Below are 17,222 nucleotides of genomic sequence, written 5' to 3' on the forward strand. Positions count from 1 at the left end.
GTCGATCCGGTCCAGACCTATTCGGGGCCTTCTATTGAACATCGATACCCGCATCAAATTCCGTCACCTGGTGGGTTTTCTTGAAATGGCCCGCCAGGGCAGCCTGGCCCGGGCCGCCGATCTGCTGGCGGTGAGCCAGCCGGCGATGTCCAAGACCCTCAAGGAGCTGGAAGAGCTGCTCGACACCCGGCTGTTTGTGCGCAGCAAGTCGGGGCTGGCCCTGACCGAAGCCGGGCGGGCCTTTTTGCGTTACGCCGGGCCCTCGGTGCAGGCCCTGCGCGAAGGGGTGAACAGCCTGCGCGGTGGTGAATACGCCGCCGGGCTGGTGCGCATCGGCGTGCTCTCCACGGTGGAAAGCCTGCTGCTGCCAGAGGTGATGCGGCGCCTGCACCAGCGCCATTCGGCCCTGAACGTGAGCGTGCTGACCGGGCCCAGTGCCTACCTGCTGTCACAACTGCGGGTCGGCGACCTCGACCTGGTGGTGGGGCGCATGACCGAAAGCCCGGAGATCCAGGGCCTGAGCTTCGAGCACCTGTACAGCGAATCCATGACCCTGGTGGCCCGTCCCGGGCATCCGCTGGCGAGCGCCGGGCTGGATCCCGAGGCCCTGAGTAGCTTCCCCCTGGTGCTGCCGCTGGCCGGTACCAGTATCCGCAAGCATGCCGACAGTCTGTTCGTGCAGTGCGGCATCCCCCAGTCACCGCAGCGCCTGGAAACCCTGTCGGTAGCCCTGAGCCGGCGCTACACCCTGTGCAGCGATGCCCTGTGGATAGCGCCGCTGGATGCGGTGCGCCTGGACCTGGCCAATGGCGAGCTGCTGGAACTGGAACTGGGGTTGGGTGAGCCGGGGGGCTCGGTGGGCATCTCGAGCAATCCCAGCCTGCCCCTGTCGCTGGCGGCGCAATGGGTGGTGGAGGTGTTGCGGGAGGTGGGGCTGGCCTATCGCGAAGGGCACTATCCTTAACCAAATGGTTATGGGTCGAGGGTGGATGCTCAATTTTCCACCCCATGGATTTGCCTGACACTGCTGCGGCTGCGCTCCACAAATCCAACAACAGGAGATCGACATGTCTGATGCAGACAGCAGTCGCTTCGTGATTCGCGACCGTAATTGGCACCCCAAGGCCCTGACCCCCGACTACAAGACCTCCATTGCCCGCTCGCCGCGCCAGGCCCTGGTGAGCATTCCACAATCGCTCAGTGAAACCAGCGGCCCGGATTTTTCCCACCTGCGCACCGGGCCCTTCGACAACGACCTGCTGCTCAACTTCAACCATGGCGGCTTGCCAGTGGGCGAGCGGATCATCGTTGCCGGGCGGGTCTGCGACCAGTACGGCAAGCCGATCCCCCACACCCTGGTGGAAATGTGGCAGGCCAATGCCGGCGGCCGCTACCGACACAAGAACGACCGCTACCTGGCGCCCCTGGACCCGAACTTCGGCGGCGTTGGCCGGGCCCTCACCGACAGTGATGGCTACTACAGCTTCCGCACCATCAAGCCCGGGCCCTATCCCTGGCGCAACGGCCCGAATGACTGGCGCCCGGCGCATATCCACTTCTCCATCAGCGGCCCGTCGATTGCCACGCGGCTGATCACCCAGCTGTATTTCGAAGGCGATCCGTTGATTCCGCTGTGCCCGATCGTCAAGTCGATCGCCGATCCGCAGGCGGTGCAGAGCCTGATCGCGCGCCTGGACATGGCCAACGCCAATCCCATGGACTGCCTGGCCTACCGCTTCGACATCGTGCTGCGCGGCCAGCGCAAGACCCACTTCGAGAACTGCTGAGGAGCCTGCCATGCCTGTTCAATTGCTGCCTGAAACCCCCTCGCAAACGGCCGGTCCCTACGTGCATATCGGCCTGGCTCTGGCGGCGGCGGGCAACCCGACCCGGCCCGAAGAGATCTGGAACCAGATGGCCAGGGCGGATGCGCCGGGCGAGCGGATTCTGCTGATCGGCCATGTCTACGATGGCAATGGCCATCTGGTGCGCGACTCCTTCCTGGAGTTCTGGCAGGCCGATCACGCCGGGGTCTATGACCCGCTGTTCGATACGGAAAAACCCTTCAACTGCTTTGGTCGTACCGCCACCACCTTCGATGCCGGGGAATGGACCCTGCACACGGTCAAGCCCGGGGTGGTGAAGAATGCTGCCGGGGTGCCCATGGCGCCCCATATCAACCTGGCGCTGTTCGCCCGGGGCATCAATATCCACCTGCATACCCGGCTGTACTTCGCCGATGAGCCGGAAGCCAACGCCCAATGCCCGGTGCTCAACCTGATCGAGCAACCGCAGCGCCGGGAAACCTTGCTGGCCCATCCCTGCGAGGTGGACGGCCAGCGCGCCTATCGTTTCGATATCCGCATCCAGGGCGAAGGCGAGACAGTGTTCTTCGATTTCTGAACATCGACCCTGGGTTGAACGGCGGCCAGGCTGGAAATGCGCCTGGCCACCGTTTGCAAGGGCAGTCGCGCGCTGGCGCAGAGTTCCCCAAGAGGTCGCTTATCACTAGAATCGAGCCAATTTTTTCGGGACCCGACCCATGGCAGGCAGTCAGATCGAACGCGTCTTCAGTGCTCTCGAACGTCTTGCCAGCGAGCCCCGCGGCCTGCCGTTGCAGACCCTGGCGGAGCAGCTGGAGATACCCAAGAGCGCGACCCATCGCTTGCTGGCGGAGCTGATCCGCCTCGGCTACGTGCGCCAGAACCCCGACAACCTGCGCTATCAACTGACCACCCGCTTGGTGGCCATGGGCTTTCGCTACCTTTCGGGCAGTGGTGCCGATATCGTCCAGCCGGTGCTCGACCGCCTGGCCCAGGAGTGCGGCGAACTGGTGCGCCTGGGGGTGATCGAGGGCGAGCGCCAGACCTGGATCGCCAAGTCCCAGGGCGCGCGTTCCGGCCTGCGCTACGACCCCGACATGGGCCGTGAGGCGCCGCTGTTCTACACCGCATCCGGGCATGCCTGGCTGGCGACCCTGAGCGATGCCGAGGCCCTGTCCCTGGTGGCGCGGCAACAGGTCGAGGCGCCTGCGGACCTGGGGCCCAACGCGCCGCGTTCGAATGGCGAGTTGCTGGAGCGCCTGCGCCTGGCCCGGGAGCAGGGCTATGCCTGGGTCGAGGAGAGTTCCGCCCTGGGCACTGCGGCGATTGCCGCGGTGGTGCGTCATCCGATCGAGGGCAGGGTAGTGGGGGTGCTCAGTATCGCCGGCCCCAGCGCGCGCCTGCCCCTGGCGCGCTTGCATCAGCTGGCACCCTTGCTGCTGCAATTTGCCGCAGAACTGTCGGCCGCCAGCCAGGCTTCCGAACTCTTCAACTGAGTACTTGCCCCGGGTTCCTGGCCCTTCGCAGCGGCTGCCACCCGGCTGCGAAGGGTGGTTGCCATTGCCTGAGCGGGAAAGCGTTCGGTGATCGAACGGTGTTTGTCGTTGCTCTTGTATGAAAGTGGAACCAGGTTCTAAATTGTTCGAGGTCCGCATCGGAACAACATCACCTGCGGATTCGCCGAAGCTGCTTGTCCATTCACCCACCCCAAGGAATGCCGATGACCCGCAGCCTGCCCCTTTCCGGGATCAACCAGCCCTTCAAGGGCATCCTGTTGATCGTCCTCGCGACCCTGCTGTTCGCCAGTCACGATGCCCTGTCCAAATACCTCTCGGGTCTGTACCCGGTGATCATGGTGGTCTGGGCTCGCTACCTGGTCCACACCCTGCTGATGGCCGGGATCTTCCTTCCGCAATCGGGCCTGCGGGTGCTGCGCAGCAAGCGTCCGCTGCTGCAACTGGTGCGCGCCCTGTGCCTGCTAGGCACCAGCCTGTTGTTCACTTCGGCGCTGCTGTTCATTCCCCTGGCCGAGGCCACGGCGGTCAACTTTCTCGCCCCGGTGCTGGTCACGGCCCTGTCGGTGCCGCTGCTGGGCGAGCGGGTGACCCGCGGCCAGTGGCTGGCGGTGATCTGCGGTTTTCTCGGGGTGCTGATCATCGTGCATCCGGGAGGCGAGTTGTTCACCCCGGCGGTGTTGCTGCCGCTCGGCTCGGCGCTGTGCTTCTGCTTCTATCAATTGCTCACCCGCAAGCTGGCCGAGCACGACAGCCCCACCACCAGCAATTTTTTCGCCGGGCTGTGCAACACCCTGGTAATGAGCGCGTTGGTGCCGTTCTTCTGGCAGTTGCCGGGACTCGTTCATGGCCTGTTGATGCTGGCGCTGGGCGCCTGCGGCATGAGTGCCCACCTGTTCCTGACCCAGGCCTTTCGCCAGGCGGCACCGGCGCTGCTGGCACCCTTCGGCTATTGCCAGATTGTCTTCGCCGGGTTGCTGGGCTGGCTGCTGTTCGGCCACACGCCGAGCCTGATCAGCCAGTGGGGGATCGCCCTGATCTGCCTCAGCGGCCTGGCGGCAGCCTGGCAACAGCGACGGGCGTGAAGGGAAAAAGCCCAGGCGCGCAATCGGGCCTGGGCGAGGGGAGCATCAGTCTTCCAGCTGGGGGATCTTGCGTGGGGCCATGAAGTACATCCAGGTCAGGGCAATGAAGTACATGGCCGGGATCAGGGTGAACAGCAGGGTGTAGTTGTTGTGGGTGACCGTGAGGATATGGCCGACGATCTGGGTCATGAACATGCCGCCAATGGCTGCGCACATGCCGCCGAAGCCGAACACCGTGCTCATCATGTGCTTGGGCGTGTAGTCCATCACCAGGCTCCAGATATTGGCGGTCCAGGCCTGGTGCGCGCCGATGCCCAGGGAAATGGCGAATACCGCGAGCCACAGGTTGGCGGTGCCGGCGGCCATGATCACGCCGATGATGCAGCAGGCGAACAGCAGCATCGACAGCAATCGTGCCCTGATCGGGTTCATGCCGCGGCCGATCAGGAAGGAGGAGAGGATGCCGCCGCCGACGCTGCCGAAGTCGGCGGTCAGGTAGATGATGATCAGCGGGATGCCCATCTGGGTGACGTTGATCCCCAGGTTGTACTGCTGGTTGAGGAAGGGCGGCAGCCAGTATAGGTAGAACCAGAACACCGGCGCGGTCAGCGCGTAGGCGATGGCGAAGGCCCAGGTACCACGCATGCGCAGGATGCGGCTGAAGGGCACGCGGGTCGGCTCGGGTTCCACTTGCTGCTGGATATAGGCCAGCTCCGCGGCTTTGACGCTGGGGTGGTCTTCCGGGTTGAAGTACTTCAGGCCCCAGAACAGCAGCCATACGCCGCCCAGCGCGGCCATGCAGAGGAACGCCGCCTGCCAGCCCCAGGCGTGCAGGATCAGCGGTAGCAGCATGGGCGTGAACATGGCGCCAACGTTGGTCCCGGCGTTGAAGATGCCGGTGGCCACCGCCCGCTCACCCGCCGGGAACCACAGCCGGGTGGTCTTGACGCAGGCGGGGTAGTTGGCGGCCTCGGTGAGCCCGAGGATGAAGCGGCAGACCATGAAGCCCGCCGCCGAGGTGGCCAGGCCGTGGGCGCCAGTGGCCAGGCTCCACAGCAGCACGGCGCAGAAGAACACGCGCTTGACCCCGACGCGGTCGATCAGTCGTCCTTGCAGCACGAAGCCCACGGCGTAGCCGACCTGGAACCAGAAGTTGATGTTGGCGTAGTCCATCGCCGTCCAGCTCATTTCCTTGGCCAGGATCGGCTGCATCACGCCCAGTGCGGCGCGATCGATGTAGTTCAGGGTGGTGGCGAAGAACACCAGGGCGAGCATGCCCCAGCGGGTCTTGCCGACGGCCATGGCGCCGCGGATCTTGTCGCCGATGCCTGCGGCCAGGTGGGGGCTCGGAGCGATGCGAGAACTATGGGAAGGAGTCATGTAAGCCATCCGTTCAGTGACTGGCGAGCCGCGGCTCGTCGGAACTCAAGGGCGCGTGATCAAGGGTTGGTCAGGGCGCTGCAACGCAGCGGCCGGGCCCATGATCGGCTGGGTGGATTCGTCGTCGCGGCGTTTGCCCGATGGACGAATGTCGAGGGCCGTGCTTCAGCTCAGGGCTGTTGCGAGCCGGGGTCCTGGAGGCCGATTGAGGTCGTCGCCGGAGCGAGTCGAAGGGATGTGCAGCGAAGCGAGGCGTTGAGTGCATGCATGAGGAAGTACCCGTTTTTTGGATTTTTTATGCGCTGTTCTGGGTCTGGTCAATGGCCGCCGGTGGCTTTCCCACCTGGCTCAATGTGCTGTCGATGGTGCGCAGCGGCTGAAAAATCGTCAATTCGCCAATCGGCATTCTGTTCGATAATCGAACAGAAAACTAACTGGTTCGTACATATTGAAAAATGCTGTGGAATAATTCGCCCCATCCAATAACAAGCCGCGGCCCACCGGGCCTGACGGGCTGTCCTCTCCCGGGAGTCGAATCATGCAGCGTTCCATTGCCACCGTGTCCCTGAGCGGCACTCTGCCGGAAAAGCTCGAAGCCATTGCCGCCGCCGGCTTCGACGGGGTGGAGATCTTCGAGAACGACCTGCTCTATTACGCCGGCAGCCCGCGGGAAATCCGCCAGATGTGCGCCGACCTGGGCATCGCCATCACCCTGTTCCAGCCGTTCCGCGATTTCGAGGGCTGCCGGCGCGACCGCCTGGCGCGCAACCTGGAGCGGGCCGAGCGCAAGTTCGACCTGATGCAGGAGCTGGGCACCGACCTGGTGCTGGTGTGCAGCAACACCGCGGCCGACAGCCTGGGCCAGCGCCAGGTGCTGATCGACGACCTGCATCAGTTGGCCGAGCGCGCGGCCAAGCGTGGCCTGCGCATCGGTTACGAAGCCCTGGCCTGGGGCCGTCACGTCAATACCTATCAACAGGTGTGGGACATAGTGCGCAGCGCCAACCATCCCAGCCTCGGGGTGCTGCTGGACAGCTTCCATACCCTGTCGCTCAAGGGCGATCCGGCGGCGATTGCCGAGATTCCCGGGGACAAGATCTTCTTCGTGCAGATGGCCGATGCGCCACTGCTGGCCATGGACGTGCTGGAGTGGAGTCGGCATTTTCGCTGCTTCCCCGGCCAGGGCGAATTCGACCTGCCGGGCTTTCTGGCGCCGATCATCAAGAGTGGCTACAGCGGCCCGCTGTCTTTGGAAGTGTTCAACGACGGTTTTCGCGCTGCGCCGCCGCGGGCCAATGCCGCCGACGGACTGCGCTCCCTGCTGTACCTGGAAGAAAAGACCCGCGAGCGCCTGTTGCAGGAGCCGCAGCCGGTGGCCAACCTCGACCTGCTGTTTGCGCCGCCGGCCATCGAGGCCTATGGCGGCACCGAGTTCCTCGAGTTCGCCGTGGACGAGGCCCAGGGAGCCAAGCTCGCAGGCTGGCTGGAGCGCCTGGGGTTCGCCAAGGCCGGTCAGCACCGGTCCAAGAGTGTCAGCCTGATGCGCCAGGGCGATATCAACCTGATCCTCAACTCCGAGCCTTACTCCTTTGCCCACAGCTTCTTCGAGGCCCACGGGCCTTCGGTCTGTGCCACGGCGATCCGCGTGCCGGACAGCGCCAAGGCCCTGGAGCGGGCGGTGGCCTACAAGGGGCAGCCCTATCGTGGCCTGGTCGGCCCCAACGAACTGGAACTGGCGGCGGTGCGCGAGCCCGATGGCAGCCTAATCTACCTGGTGGACCAGCAGCAGGGCGCCGAACACCTGTACCGCACCGACTTCAACTTGCAGCCGGGGGTGCAGGCCCAAGGCGGCCTCAAGCGCATCGACCATATGGCCATGGCCTTGCCGGCAGACAGCCTCGACAGCTGGGTGCTGTTCTACAAGAGCCTGCTGGATTTCGCCGCCGATGACGAAGTGGTGCTGCCCGACCCTTATGGCTTGGTGAAAAGCCGGGCCCTGCGCAGCCGTTGCAGTTCGATCCGCTTGCCATTGAATATCTCGGAAAATCGCAACACGGCGATTTCCCATGCGCTGTCCAGTTATCGCGGCTCGGGAGTGCATCACATTGCCTTCGACTGCGATGACCTGTTTGCCGAAGTCAGCCGGGCCAAGGCGGCCGGGGTGCCATTGCTGGATATTCCGCTGAACTACTACGACGACCTGGCGGCGCGCTTCGATTTCGACGACGAGTTCCTTAGCCAGCTGGCGTACTACAACGTGCTGTACGACCGCGACGCCCAGGGTGGCGAGCTGTTCCACGTGTACACCGAAGCCTTCGAGGGGCGCTTCTTCTTCGAGATCATCCAGCGACGCAACGGCTATGGCGGTTATGGTGCGGCCAACGTTGCAGTGCGCCTGGCGGCCATGGCCAAATCCCGCAGTGGCGCGCCGCGCCAGGCCAAGTTGTAGCTGATTGGTAAGCGTCGGCGGTTGGCGCCGCCGCTGCGCTTTCTTTCGCGACGCGAGGCGGCCCATAATCGCCCGCGTGTCCAGTGATGGCCGTGAGCCCAGAATGACAATGACCAGTGAACGCTCGATGGCGCAGGATGAGCCAGTGCTCGCACCGCGCAAGAGTCGCAAGAACAACCCGGAAAAGACCCGCGAGAACATCCTCCAGGAGGCGATTGTCGAGTTTGTCCAGCAGGGCCTTTCCGGTGCGCGGGTGGATGCGATCGCCGAGCGCATCCACACCTCCAAGCGCATGATCTATTACTACTTCGGCAGCAAGGAACAGCTCTACGTCGAGGTCCTGGAAAAGCTCTACGGGGATATCCGCAGCACCGAGAGCCGCTTGCACCTGGCGGAACTGGCGCCCCGCGAAGCGATTCGTCGGCTGGTGGAATTCACCTTCGATCACCACGATCGCAATGTCGATTTCGTGCGCATCGTCAGCATCGAGAATATCCACAAGGCCGAGTACGTGAAGCAGTCCCGGGCGATCAAGGCGATGAACAACACCATCCTCGATGCCCTGGGCGAGATCCTCGATCGCGGCGCTCGGGAAGGCCTGTTCCGGGCCGGCCTGGATCCGCTGGATGTGCACCTGCTGATCAGCTCGTTCTGTTTCTACCGGGTGTCGAACCGCCACACCTTCGGCGAGATCTTCCAGATCGACCTGCCGGATGAAGGCATCAAGCAGCGTCATCGGGAGATGATCTGCGAATCGGTTCTACGCTATCTGCAGGCCTGAATCCCCCTGCTGCAGCGGCATTGCGTAGGAGCTGGCTTGCCAGCGAAAGGGCCCTTAATATCGCCATTACCCCAGCTTCTACAACATCCCCCACGACAAGGACGGCACCATGGGCAACCCCATTCCAACGCTGAAAATCATCCTGATCCTGATGATCGCGGTCGACACCTTCTGGTTCGGCGAGCGCCTGTTCTCCCTGGCCGGATTCAGTCTGTTCGACTGGTTGCCGACGACCCTGATCAGCCTGGTGGGCATCCTTGGCAGCCTGCTGATGATCCTCTTCAACGTGCTGCTGATCGGCCTGCTGTCGCGCTTGCAGCTCAAGTCCGAATAGGCCTGCCAGCCGCGGCTCCAAGGCTGCGGCCAGCACGGCATGGCGCTTAGCCCGGCATGCTGTGGAAATGCTCCAGCATGCGCTGGGCATCGGCGCGGACTCCGCTGAACAGCTCGAACGCCTTCACCGCCTGGAACACCGCCATGGTGCCGCCGTCCAGGGTTCGGCAACCCAGGGCCCGAGCGTTGCGCAGCAGTTCGGTTTGCAGCGGGAAGTAGACGATCTCGGCCACCCACAGGTCTGCGCGCAACAGCTCCAGCGGCACCGGCATGCCCGGCAGCTTGGCCATGCCCATGGGGGTGGTGTTCACCAGGCCGTCGGCCTCCGCCAGGGCGGCGGGCAAGTCGTTGCCGGCCTTGGCCCGAGCCGGGCCGAAATGCTGGTTGAGGTTGTCCGCCAGGCTCTGCGCCCGTGAGTTATCCACATCGAAAATGCTCAACTGCTGCACCCCTTCACTGAGCAGCGCATGGGCCACCGCCGCTCCGGCACCGCCGGCGCCCATCTGCACCACCTGCTGCCGCGCGACCCCCGCCAGGCCACGCCGAAAGCCTTCGGCAAAGCCCAGGCAGTCGGTGTTGTGGCCGATGCGCTTGCCGTCCTTGAGCACCACGGTATTCACCGCGCCAATGCCCCGGGCCTCGGGGGACAGCTCGTCGAGCAGCGCCAGGATGCTCTGCTTGCAGGGAAAGGTGATGTTCAGGCCGGTGAACGCCATGCGTTCGGCAGCCTCCAGCAGTTGCGGCAGGGCGTTGCTGTCCAGGCCTAGCTGATCCAGGTCGATCAGCCGGTAGAGGTAGCGCAGACCCTGGGCATCGCCTTCGCGTTCATGCAGCGCCGGGGTGCGCGAGGCCTGGATGCCGGCGCCGATCAGCCCGACGAGAATGCCTGGATTGCGGCTCATGCACCCTGCTCCTGGAAGTACTGGCTGAAGTGTTCCAGCGCCAGGCGGTAGCCGTGGCTGCCAAAGCCGCACATCACCGCCAGGGCGATCCCCGAGACGAAGGAGTGATGACGGAACGGCTCGCGGGCATGGACGTTGGACAGGTGCACCTCGATCACCGGCAGCTCGCTGGCCACCAGGGCATCGCGGATCGCCACCGAGGTGTGGGTCCAGGCGGCAGGGTTGATCAGGATACCGGCGCAGCGCCCGCGGGCGGTGTGGATCCAGTCCAGCAGTTCGCCTTCGTGATTGGTCTGGCGAAACTCCACCGCCAGGCCGAACTCCTCGGCGGTGCGAGCGCACAGGGCGGAGAGATCGGCCAGGGTTTCGTGGCCGTAAGTGGCCGGTTCACGGGTGCCGAGCAGGTTCAGGTTCGGGCCGTTGAGCACCAGAACGATAGGACGCATGGGGGAAGATCTCCGTTGTTATTGTCGGCCTCGGGGGCCACAGCGAGGCGCTGTGGATAAATTGTACTAACTGGTTAATTTGGTCAATTGAGCCCTTCTCAGGGAAGGCTGGGCGAGGGATTTAAGTGTTCGGTAATCGCCCGCGGTGACCGACGGCGGCCAGGGCAATGCCCTGTACGGCAATAAATACTGACGACTTGGACGCCGGCCAACGGCCTCTGCACCAGCCTGCGGGACTAATCTCAAACAGGACATGCCGCCACGCCCGCTGATGGCCGATGGTCGGATTGATGATTGAGATGCGAGTCTTCGCATTCATAAACCTAACGGATGGGTTAGCATGAAAGTGTTCGCTTACAAGGGCTATGCGGTCGTCATCATGTTGCGTGATGAACATTGCCCACCCCATGTGCATGTAGACGGTGGTCGTTGGAGTGCACGCTTTCGCTTCAGCTTCTGGCACAACGGTGTCGAGCTCTGGGACGTTGTCCCGGGTGGGCAGCGTCCGGCCCTGGCAGTCCTTGAGGGCTTGCGCCAGGCCTTGAAGCGGCAGGTTCATCTGGCTCGGCGGATTTGGTGGAGCAAGTTGCGCACCCTATGCCTTGAGCATCAGCTGTGGGATTGGCAGGCGAATGCAGTGGTTGCACGGTCGAGCGCCGGTTGCAGGGTTTACCTGATCGAGTCGGCGCACTACGAGGAACAAGAAAACCTGACCCGCCTGACCCTGGTTGGAGTGGCGGAGGGAGTGGAGATCGAACTATGAAAGTCATCAAAGCAGCGATACCCGTCGACTTGCCCCTGACCCAGGCACAGCTGGATCAGGCCATCGAGCGTGGTGAGGCGCGTAGTGAATCGGGTCTGCAGGTCAGCACCCTGAGTTATCAGGCTGCGTGCCTGTGTTTCGGTTTTGCCGATGGCACCTCGATCCACTTGCCCGTGGAGAATTATCCGGAACTTGCGCTGTTGAGCGAGGTGCAGTTGCAACAGCTGTACCTGGGTTTTTCCGCGACGGCCCTGTGCCATGACGAGCTGGATCTGCAGGTATCGATTGTCGGGCTGCTGTCCGCCAGCGCGCCGCTGATGAAGCTTGCGACCCAGCTGGCGGCTTCGCGCAATGGCCGGCAAAGCAGCGCGGCCAAGGCACAGGCGGCTCGACTGAACGGCAAGAAAGGCGGCCGGCCGCGCAAGGTGCAAGTGTCGGTGTAGCGGTTGGCGTGGGCTTTTCGAGCCCCAGCGCGGATCGTCAATGAGTGCTCATATCAATTGAAAATCATTCTCGACTGACCTTAAGATGCCCGACAATTTCCTTCATGCTCCAGGGAGTCGGTTTGTCGGACATGGATCTCAAGGGACTGTTTCTCAAGCATGCCGTTGCCCTGCGCGGGTACCTGGCGCGCCGGATACGGGACCCACAGTTGGCGGCTGATCTGGTGCAGGAGAGTTTCCTGCGGCTGGCGGAGCAGACCCGTGGCCAACCCATCGACAACTCCCAGGGCTATCTCTACCGCACGGCGAACAATCTGCTGATCGACCATGTCCGGCAGGAGGCGCGGCGCAAGACCGAAACCGTGCCCCATGAACGGCTGACCGAGATCGAGGATGAAGGGGCCGGGCTCGAGGCTCAGGCGATGGCGCAGCAGCAACGCATGGCATTGCAACAGGCAGTGGCCGAGTTACCGGAACGGACCCGGGAGATCTTTCGCCTGAATCGCCTGGAAGGCATGACCCACGCCGAAGTGGCCCGGCACTTGAACATCTCCGACAGTTCGGTGCAGAAGCACCTGTCCAAGGCCCTGGCGTATGTCATGCAGCGCCTGCAAGGGGGGCCGGGAAATACCGCCGACGAATGAATTACGGTAAATGTCGGGGTCAGTCGTCACTGCTTATACATAACGAGAATTCGAGATTCATACGTGAATAGCCAGGGTCCGCAAGAGCGCAGTATCACTGAGGCCGCCGCCGACTGGGCGGTGCGTTTGCATGCCGCGCCCCTGAGCGCCGCCGAGCAGGCCGAACTGGCCCGCTGGCTGGCTGCCGATGTGCGTCATGGCGAGGCCCTGGGGTTTGCCAGGCAAACCTGGGAAGCCCTGGGCGAGCTGCGCCTGGAGCCGGCACCCGCTAGCGCCCCGGCACCGCGGCGGGCCATGGGCCAGCCGGCCAGCAGTGTTCCACGAGCACGGCGCCGTCGCTGGTTGCCACGACTCGCCAGCACTGCGCTGCTGGTTCTGGCGCTGACCCTGGGCTGGCTGCAAGGGCCGCAGGCACTGCTGTACCTGCAAGCCGACTACCTCACCGGCAAGGGTGAGGTGCGCACCGTGCAGCTGGCCGATGGCAGCCAGGTGGAGTTGGATTCGGCCAGTGCCATCCGCCTGGATTTCACTGCCAGCCAGCGCCAGGTCCAGTTACTGGCCGGCTCTGCGGTGTTCGATGTGGCGCCCATGGTCGGCGCAGAAACCCGGCCTTTCGTGGTGCACAGCGCCGGCGGCCAGACCCGTGCCCTGGGTACGCGCTTCGTGGTCGGCCGGGAAGGCGAGCAGCAAGCCTGGGTTGGCGTGCTGCAGCACAGCGTGGCGGTGAACCTGGACACACCGGCACAGCAGGGCGCGTCCGAGCGGGTACTGCAGGAAGGGCAGAGCGCCCGCTACAGCCCGCAGTCGGGCGTGGTGCCGCTGGACGAACTCGACCTGCAACGGGCCACCAGCTGGCGGCGTGGAGTGCTGGTGTTCGATCGCCAGCCCCTGGCCGTGGTGGTCGAGCGGCTCAATCGCTATCGCCCCGGGCGGGTGCTGCTGACCAGTCGCGAACTGGGGCAGCGCCAGGTCAGTGGGGTATTTCGCCTGGATATGCTCGACGCGGCCCTGGTCACCTTGACCCGGGAGCTTGGGGTCGAGCGTTTCGACCTGGCCGGCGTCAGCCTGATCTACTGAGGCCTGCGGGCCTTTTTCCACAGCGTCGAAAAATAATCGAAAAAAAACTTACTGAGTTTTCTTGCCTGGCACGTCTAGCTAACTGAGATGCATTCGCATAAACAGAATTGGCCAGGGCAGGAACAACGAACATGAAGGGGAGCAGTCGCACTGGATTCTACGGCGCAAGTGGTTTGGCCTTGGCCATCCACGTGGGCGTAGCAGGGCTGTTGGCGGGGAGTGGCGTGCTGCATGCGGCGGAACCTGTGGGCACAGTTCCCCAGGATGCCGCACAGCAACGCCAGCTGGATTTCGATATTCCCGCCCAGGCCCTCGGCAGTGCGGTCCTGGCTTTTGCCGAGCAGGCCGGGGTGCAGGTGTTGTTCGACAGCATGCGCTTGCATGGCCTGCACAGTTCGCCGCTCAAGGGGCGCTACAGCGCCGAAGAAGGACTGGCCCGCCTGCTGGGCAATGCGCCCGTGGAATACCGCTTCAGCGGCGAACGCCAGGTAACCCTGAGTCGCCTGGAAGCCCAGCAGGGCGGCCTGGCGCTGTCCACCACCACGGTTTCCGGCAACCTCGAAGGCCGTCAGGACGACTGGGTGTACAACGCCCCGCGTTCGGTAAGCGTGGTCGGTCGCGAGCAGCTGGATCGCAACCCGCCCCGCCACGCCGCCGACATGCTGGAGGAAACCTCCGGCGTGTACTCCGCGGTCAGTCAGCAGGACCCGGGACTGTCGGTGAATATCCGCGGAATCCAGGACTACGGCCGGGTCAATATGTCGGTGGACGGCATGCGCCAGAACTACCAGCAGAGCGGCCACCAACAGCGTAACGGCACTCTCTACGTCGACCCCGAGCTGCTCTCGGAAGTGGTGGTGGAAAAGGGCGCTACCTCGACCATGGGCGGCGCCGGAGTGATCGGCGGGATCGCCAACTTTCGCACCCTCGAGGCTCGCGACTTGCTCAAGCCCGGCCAGGAGATCGGTGGCCGGATTCGCGCCACCAGCGGCCTGGGTGGTCGCAGTAATGGCACCCATTTCATTGGCAGCTCGGCCTTCGCCATTGGCACCGAGGTCTGGGACATGCTGCTGGCGGCCAGTGAACGGCACCTGGGCGACTACAACCCGGGCACCCAGGGCGGCATTGGCGAACTGCGCACCGGGTCCTGGATAGACCCCAGCATCAATGACCGGGTGAAGCACTCGAAGGTGGCCTATTCGGCTTCCGTGATGCGTTCGCGCCTGGCCAAGCTGGGGCTCAACCTGCCCCAGGACCAGCGCCTGCAACTGAGCTACCTGACCACCCAGGTGTCCTACGACGACGCCAACATGATGAACACCGAGAACAAGCAGCAGCTCTGGGAGAAGCTCGGCAGCAGCAAGGTGCGCTCGCAGAACTTCGGCCTCGACTACAGCTATGCCCCGGACAACCCCTTGATCGACTTCAAGGCCAAGCTCTACTACGTCGACAACAGCAACGACCAGAGCACCCTGCAGCGCCGCAGCAGCCCCGGCTATTCGATCACCTACCAGACCGATACCTACGGCGCCCAGGCGCAGAACACCTCGACCTTTGCCCTGAGCGAGCTGGCCACGATCAAGGCCAACTACGGCCTGGAATTCTTCTACGACAAGGTCCGCCCCGACTCCAGCCAGCCGGTGCCCACAGGCTCGGCGGTCAGTGCCTCGCCCGCCGCGAGCATGACCCCGGAGGGCGACCGGGCCCTGGGCAGCCTGTTCACCCGCCTGGACTTCGACTATGACGGCTGGCTGAACCTCAATGCCGGCTTGCGCTACGACCGTTACCGCCTGCGGGGCGAAACCGGGATCAACACCCGCACCTTCGTGATCGGCAAGACCCCGCAACAGGTCACGGTGCCGGTGAACTACGACATCGACACCCAGGAAGGGCGCTTCTCGCCGACCTTCGGCCTGTCGCTGAAGCCCGGTGTCGAGTGGCTGCAACTGTTCGCCAGCTACGGCAAGGGCTGGCGCCCGCCGGCGGTGACCGAAACCATGATCACCGGGCGGCCCCACGGCGGCGGTTCGGAAAGCATGTACCCCAACCCCTTCCTCAAGCCCGAGCGCTCCAGCTCCTGGGAAGCGGGCTTCAACATTTTCAAGGAAAACCTCTGGCTCGACGACGATCGCCTGGGGGGCAAGGTGGCCTATTTCGATACGCGGGTCGAAGACTTCATCTACATGGCCATGGGCGTGCAGCCCCCGGGCTACGGCATGCCCGGCATCGGCAACAGTGCCTACGTCAACGACCTCAGCGGCACCCGCTTCAAGGGCATCGAGTACCAGCTCGACTACGACACGGGGCGCGCCTATGGCCAGCTCAACTACACCCGCATGATTGGCGACAACGACTTCTGCATGAAGACCGCGTGGCTGGGGGGCGTGACCCAACCGGTGAAGAAAGGTGCGGGCCGCGGGGCCATAGTCACCGAGATGCGCCCGGACCAGCAGGCCAACAACGCCAGCCAGTGCAAGGCGGCGATCCTCGGTTCCGCCGAACACATGCCCATGGACCGCGGCACCCTGACCCTGGGCGCGCGCTTCTTCGAGCGCAAGCTGGATATCGGCGCCCGGGCCCGCTACAGCGCCGGCTACGCGATCGCCGGTTCGGCCGGCGGCACGGTCAGCCAGAACGGCGTGTACCCGGCCGACTGGAAGCCCTACACCGTCTACGACCTGTATGGCAGCTACCGCGCCAGCGATGAACTGACCCTGCGCCTGGCCATGGAGAACGTCACCGATCGCGCCTACCTGGTGCCGCTTGGCGATGTGCTGGCCTTTACCCTCGGCCGCGGCCGGACCCTGCAGGGCACTGTGGAATACCAGTTCTGAACCCTTTTGCCCAATGACGGGCAAAACCGCAGCGTGCCAACGCCTGCTGCGGCAAAGACCCCCAATGTTATGGAGTTTTGCATGAGCATTTCGATCTCTTACAGCGCTACCTACGGCGGTAATACTGTTGCGCAATACCTGAATGACTGGTCGGCCTACTTCGGCGATGTCAACCATCGCCCAGGCCAGGTGGTCGATGGCACCAACACCGGCGGTTTCAATCCGGGCCCGTTCGACGGCACCCAGTACGCCATCAAGAGCACCGCCAGCGACGCCGCCTTCGTGGCCGACGGCAGCCTGCACTACACCCTGTTCAGCAACCCGAGCCACACCCTCTGGGGTTCGGTGGACACCATCGCCCTGGGCGACACCCTGGCCGGCGGTTCGGGCAGCAACTACCACCTGGCCAGCCAGGAAGTCAGCTTCAGCAACCTGGGCCTCAATAGCCTCAAGGAAGAAGGCCGCGCGGGCGAAGTGCACAAGGTGGTCTATGGCCTGATGAGCGGCGACAGCTCGGCGCTGGCCGGCGAAATCGATGCCCTGCTCAAGGCCATCAACCCAAGCCTGTCGCTGAACTCGACCTTCGACGACCTGGCCGCTGCCGGCGTCGCCCACGTCACGCCAGCCGCTGCTGCCACTGCCGACATCGGCCTGGTGGGCGTGCAGGACGTGGCCCACGACTTTGCCCTGGCAGCCTGAGTGCAGGCTTGAGGCATAAAAAAGCGAATTCAGGATCGCTCCCGAATTC

The 17,222-nt window shown here is 64.1% G+C and carries 17 protein-coding genes; 14 read left to right on the top strand and 3 right to left on the bottom strand.

The features are described 5' to 3' along the window. Positions 1-34 precede the first annotated feature (34 nt). The 5 genes from pcaQ (at position 35) to J4P02_RS16955 (ending at position 4,422) form a co-directional block, all read left to right on the top strand. Complete coding sequence (gene pcaQ / locus J4P02_RS16935; RefSeq protein ID WP_426192252.1) at positions 35-964, top strand: pca operon transcription factor PcaQ; 930 nt, start codon at positions 35-37, stop codon at positions 962-964. A 103-nt stretch (positions 965-1,067) separates the two neighbouring features. Beyond that, positions 1,068-1,787, top strand: a complete 720-nt coding sequence (gene pcaH, locus J4P02_RS16940) for a protocatechuate 3,4-dioxygenase subunit beta (RefSeq protein ID WP_426192254.1) — start codon at positions 1,068-1,070, stop codon at positions 1,785-1,787. A 10-nt stretch (positions 1,788-1,797) separates the two neighbouring features. Next, a complete protein-coding gene (gene pcaG / locus J4P02_RS16945) occupies positions 1,798-2,403 on the top strand; it encodes a protocatechuate 3,4-dioxygenase subunit alpha (RefSeq protein ID WP_426192256.1) in 606 nt (201 codons plus the stop codon). 139 nt (positions 2,404-2,542) lie between these two features. Beyond that, on the top strand, positions 2,543-3,319 hold the full coding sequence (locus J4P02_RS16950; protein ID WP_426192258.1) for an IclR family transcriptional regulator: 777 nt from the start codon (positions 2,543-2,545) through the stop codon (positions 3,317-3,319). 224 nt (positions 3,320-3,543) lie between these two features. After that, on the top strand, positions 3,544-4,422 hold the full coding sequence (locus J4P02_RS16955) for a DMT family transporter (RefSeq protein ID WP_426192260.1): 879 nt from the start codon (positions 3,544-3,546) through the stop codon (positions 4,420-4,422). Positions 4,423-4,467: 45 nt separating this feature from the next. On the opposite strand, the gene J4P02_RS16960 is transcribed toward J4P02_RS16955, so the two are convergent. Beyond that, the gene (locus tag J4P02_RS16960; RefSeq protein WP_426192261.1) at positions 4,468-5,802 is read right to left on the bottom strand and encodes an MFS transporter; all 1,335 of its coding nucleotides are present in this window, start codon (positions 5,800-5,802) and stop codon (positions 4,468-4,470) included. A gap of 538 nt (positions 5,803-6,340) precedes the next feature. On the opposite strand from J4P02_RS16960, the gene quiC reads away from it, so the two are divergent. The 3 genes from quiC to J4P02_RS16975 all read left to right on the top strand — a co-directional run bounded on the left by quiC (position 6,341) and on the right by J4P02_RS16975 (position 9,366). Then, entirely contained in the window at positions 6,341-8,251 is a 1,911-nt protein-coding gene (gene quiC / locus J4P02_RS16965) for a 3-dehydroshikimate dehydratase QuiC (protein ID WP_426192263.1), read from the top strand. A gap of 103 nt (positions 8,252-8,354) precedes the next feature. Continuing rightward, positions 8,355-9,032 carry a TetR family transcriptional regulator gene (locus J4P02_RS16970; RefSeq protein ID WP_426192265.1) on the top strand — a complete coding sequence of 226 codons (678 nt, stop codon included), beginning with the start codon at positions 8,355-8,357 and terminating at the stop codon, positions 9,030-9,032. Positions 9,033-9,141: 109 nt separating this feature from the next. Next, on the top strand, positions 9,142-9,366 hold the full coding sequence (locus J4P02_RS16975; RefSeq protein WP_426192267.1) for a hypothetical protein: 225 nt from the start codon (positions 9,142-9,144) through the stop codon (positions 9,364-9,366). Between the two features lie 46 nt (positions 9,367-9,412). Here J4P02_RS16975 and J4P02_RS16980 read toward each other — a convergent pair whose 3' ends face one another. Then, a complete protein-coding gene (locus J4P02_RS16980) occupies positions 9,413-10,267 on the bottom strand; it encodes a shikimate dehydrogenase (protein WP_426192269.1) in 855 nt (284 codons plus the stop codon). Next, on the bottom strand, positions 10,264-10,713 hold the full coding sequence (gene aroQ / locus J4P02_RS16985) for a type II 3-dehydroquinate dehydratase (RefSeq protein WP_426192271.1): 450 nt from the start codon (positions 10,711-10,713) through the stop codon (positions 10,264-10,266). The genes J4P02_RS16980 and aroQ overlap by 4 nt, the downstream gene beginning before the upstream one ends. A 340-nt stretch (positions 10,714-11,053) precedes the next feature. Here aroQ and J4P02_RS16990 point away from each other — a divergent pair, with 340 nt between their 5' ends. The 6 genes from J4P02_RS16990 to J4P02_RS17015 all read left to right on the top strand — a co-directional run bounded on the left by J4P02_RS16990 (position 11,054) and on the right by J4P02_RS17015 (position 17,173). After that, entirely contained in the window at positions 11,054-11,476 is a 423-nt protein-coding gene (locus J4P02_RS16990; protein WP_426192273.1) for a DUF4160 domain-containing protein, read from the top strand. Continuing rightward, entirely contained in the window at positions 11,473-11,919 is a 447-nt protein-coding gene (locus J4P02_RS16995; RefSeq protein WP_426192275.1) for a DUF2442 domain-containing protein, read from the top strand. Before J4P02_RS16990 ends, J4P02_RS16995 begins: the two co-directional genes overlap by 4 nt. A gap of 122 nt (positions 11,920-12,041) precedes the next feature. Then, positions 12,042-12,563, top strand: coding sequence for an RNA polymerase sigma factor (locus J4P02_RS17000; RefSeq protein WP_426192277.1), 522 nt, complete (start codon positions 12,042-12,044; stop codon positions 12,561-12,563). 63 nt (positions 12,564-12,626) lie between these two features. Next, the gene (locus J4P02_RS17005) at positions 12,627-13,640 is read left to right on the top strand and encodes a FecR family protein (RefSeq protein ID WP_426192279.1); all 1,014 of its coding nucleotides are present in this window, start codon (positions 12,627-12,629) and stop codon (positions 13,638-13,640) included. Positions 13,641-13,771: 131 nt separating this feature from the next. Then, a complete protein-coding gene (locus J4P02_RS17010; RefSeq protein WP_426192281.1) occupies positions 13,772-16,474 on the top strand; it encodes a TonB-dependent hemoglobin/transferrin/lactoferrin family receptor in 2,703 nt (900 codons plus the stop codon). A gap of 81 nt (positions 16,475-16,555) precedes the next feature. Next, entirely contained in the window at positions 16,556-17,173 is a 618-nt protein-coding gene (locus J4P02_RS17015; RefSeq protein ID WP_426192283.1) for a heme acquisition protein HasA, read from the top strand. Positions 17,174-17,222: the final 49 nt, after the last annotated feature.

The sequence above is a fragment of the Pseudomonas sp. NFXW11 genome (assembly GCF_049887815.1).
Taxonomy (GTDB): domain Bacteria; phylum Pseudomonadota; class Gammaproteobacteria; order Pseudomonadales; family Pseudomonadaceae; genus Aquipseudomonas.

What these genes read in the sequence shown, in the direction of transcription:
- J4P02_RS16955 (WP_426192260.1), top strand. Translation starts at nt 3,544, where the DNA reads ATGACCCGCAGCCTGCCCCTTTCCGGGATCAACCAGCCCTTCAAGGGC.
- J4P02_RS16970 (WP_426192265.1), top strand. Translation starts at nt 8,355, where the DNA reads ATGACAATGACCAGTGAACGCTCGATGGCGCAGGATGAGCCAGTGCTC.
- J4P02_RS16990 (WP_426192273.1), top strand. Translation starts at nt 11,054, where the DNA reads ATGAAAGTGTTCGCTTACAAGGGCTATGCGGTCGTCATCATGTTGCGT.
- pcaH (WP_426192254.1), top strand. Translation starts at nt 1,068, where the DNA reads ATGTCTGATGCAGACAGCAGTCGCTTCGTGATTCGCGACCGTAATTGG.
- aroQ (WP_426192271.1), bottom strand. Translation starts at nt 10,713, where the DNA reads ATGCGTCCTATCGTTCTGGTGCTCAACGGCCCGAACCTGAACCTGCTC.
- J4P02_RS17015 (WP_426192283.1), top strand. Translation starts at nt 16,556, where the DNA reads ATGAGCATTTCGATCTCTTACAGCGCTACCTACGGCGGTAATACTGTT.
- J4P02_RS16975 (WP_426192267.1), top strand. Translation starts at nt 9,142, where the DNA reads ATGGGCAACCCCATTCCAACGCTGAAAATCATCCTGATCCTGATGATC.
- J4P02_RS17010 (WP_426192281.1), top strand. Translation starts at nt 13,772, where the DNA reads ATGAAGGGGAGCAGTCGCACTGGATTCTACGGCGCAAGTGGTTTGGCC.
- J4P02_RS16980 (WP_426192269.1), bottom strand. Translation starts at nt 10,267, where the DNA reads ATGAGCCGCAATCCAGGCATTCTCGTCGGGCTGATCGGCGCCGGCATC.
- quiC (WP_426192263.1), top strand. Translation starts at nt 6,341, where the DNA reads ATGCAGCGTTCCATTGCCACCGTGTCCCTGAGCGGCACTCTGCCGGAA.
- J4P02_RS16960 (WP_426192261.1), bottom strand. Translation starts at nt 5,802, where the DNA reads ATGACTCCTTCCCATAGTTCTCGCATCGCTCCGAGCCCCCACCTGGCC.
- pcaG (WP_426192256.1), top strand. Translation starts at nt 1,798, where the DNA reads ATGCCTGTTCAATTGCTGCCTGAAACCCCCTCGCAAACGGCCGGTCCC.
- J4P02_RS16995 (WP_426192275.1), top strand. Translation starts at nt 11,473, where the DNA reads ATGAAAGTCATCAAAGCAGCGATACCCGTCGACTTGCCCCTGACCCAG.
- J4P02_RS16950 (WP_426192258.1), top strand. Translation starts at nt 2,543, where the DNA reads ATGGCAGGCAGTCAGATCGAACGCGTCTTCAGTGCTCTCGAACGTCTT.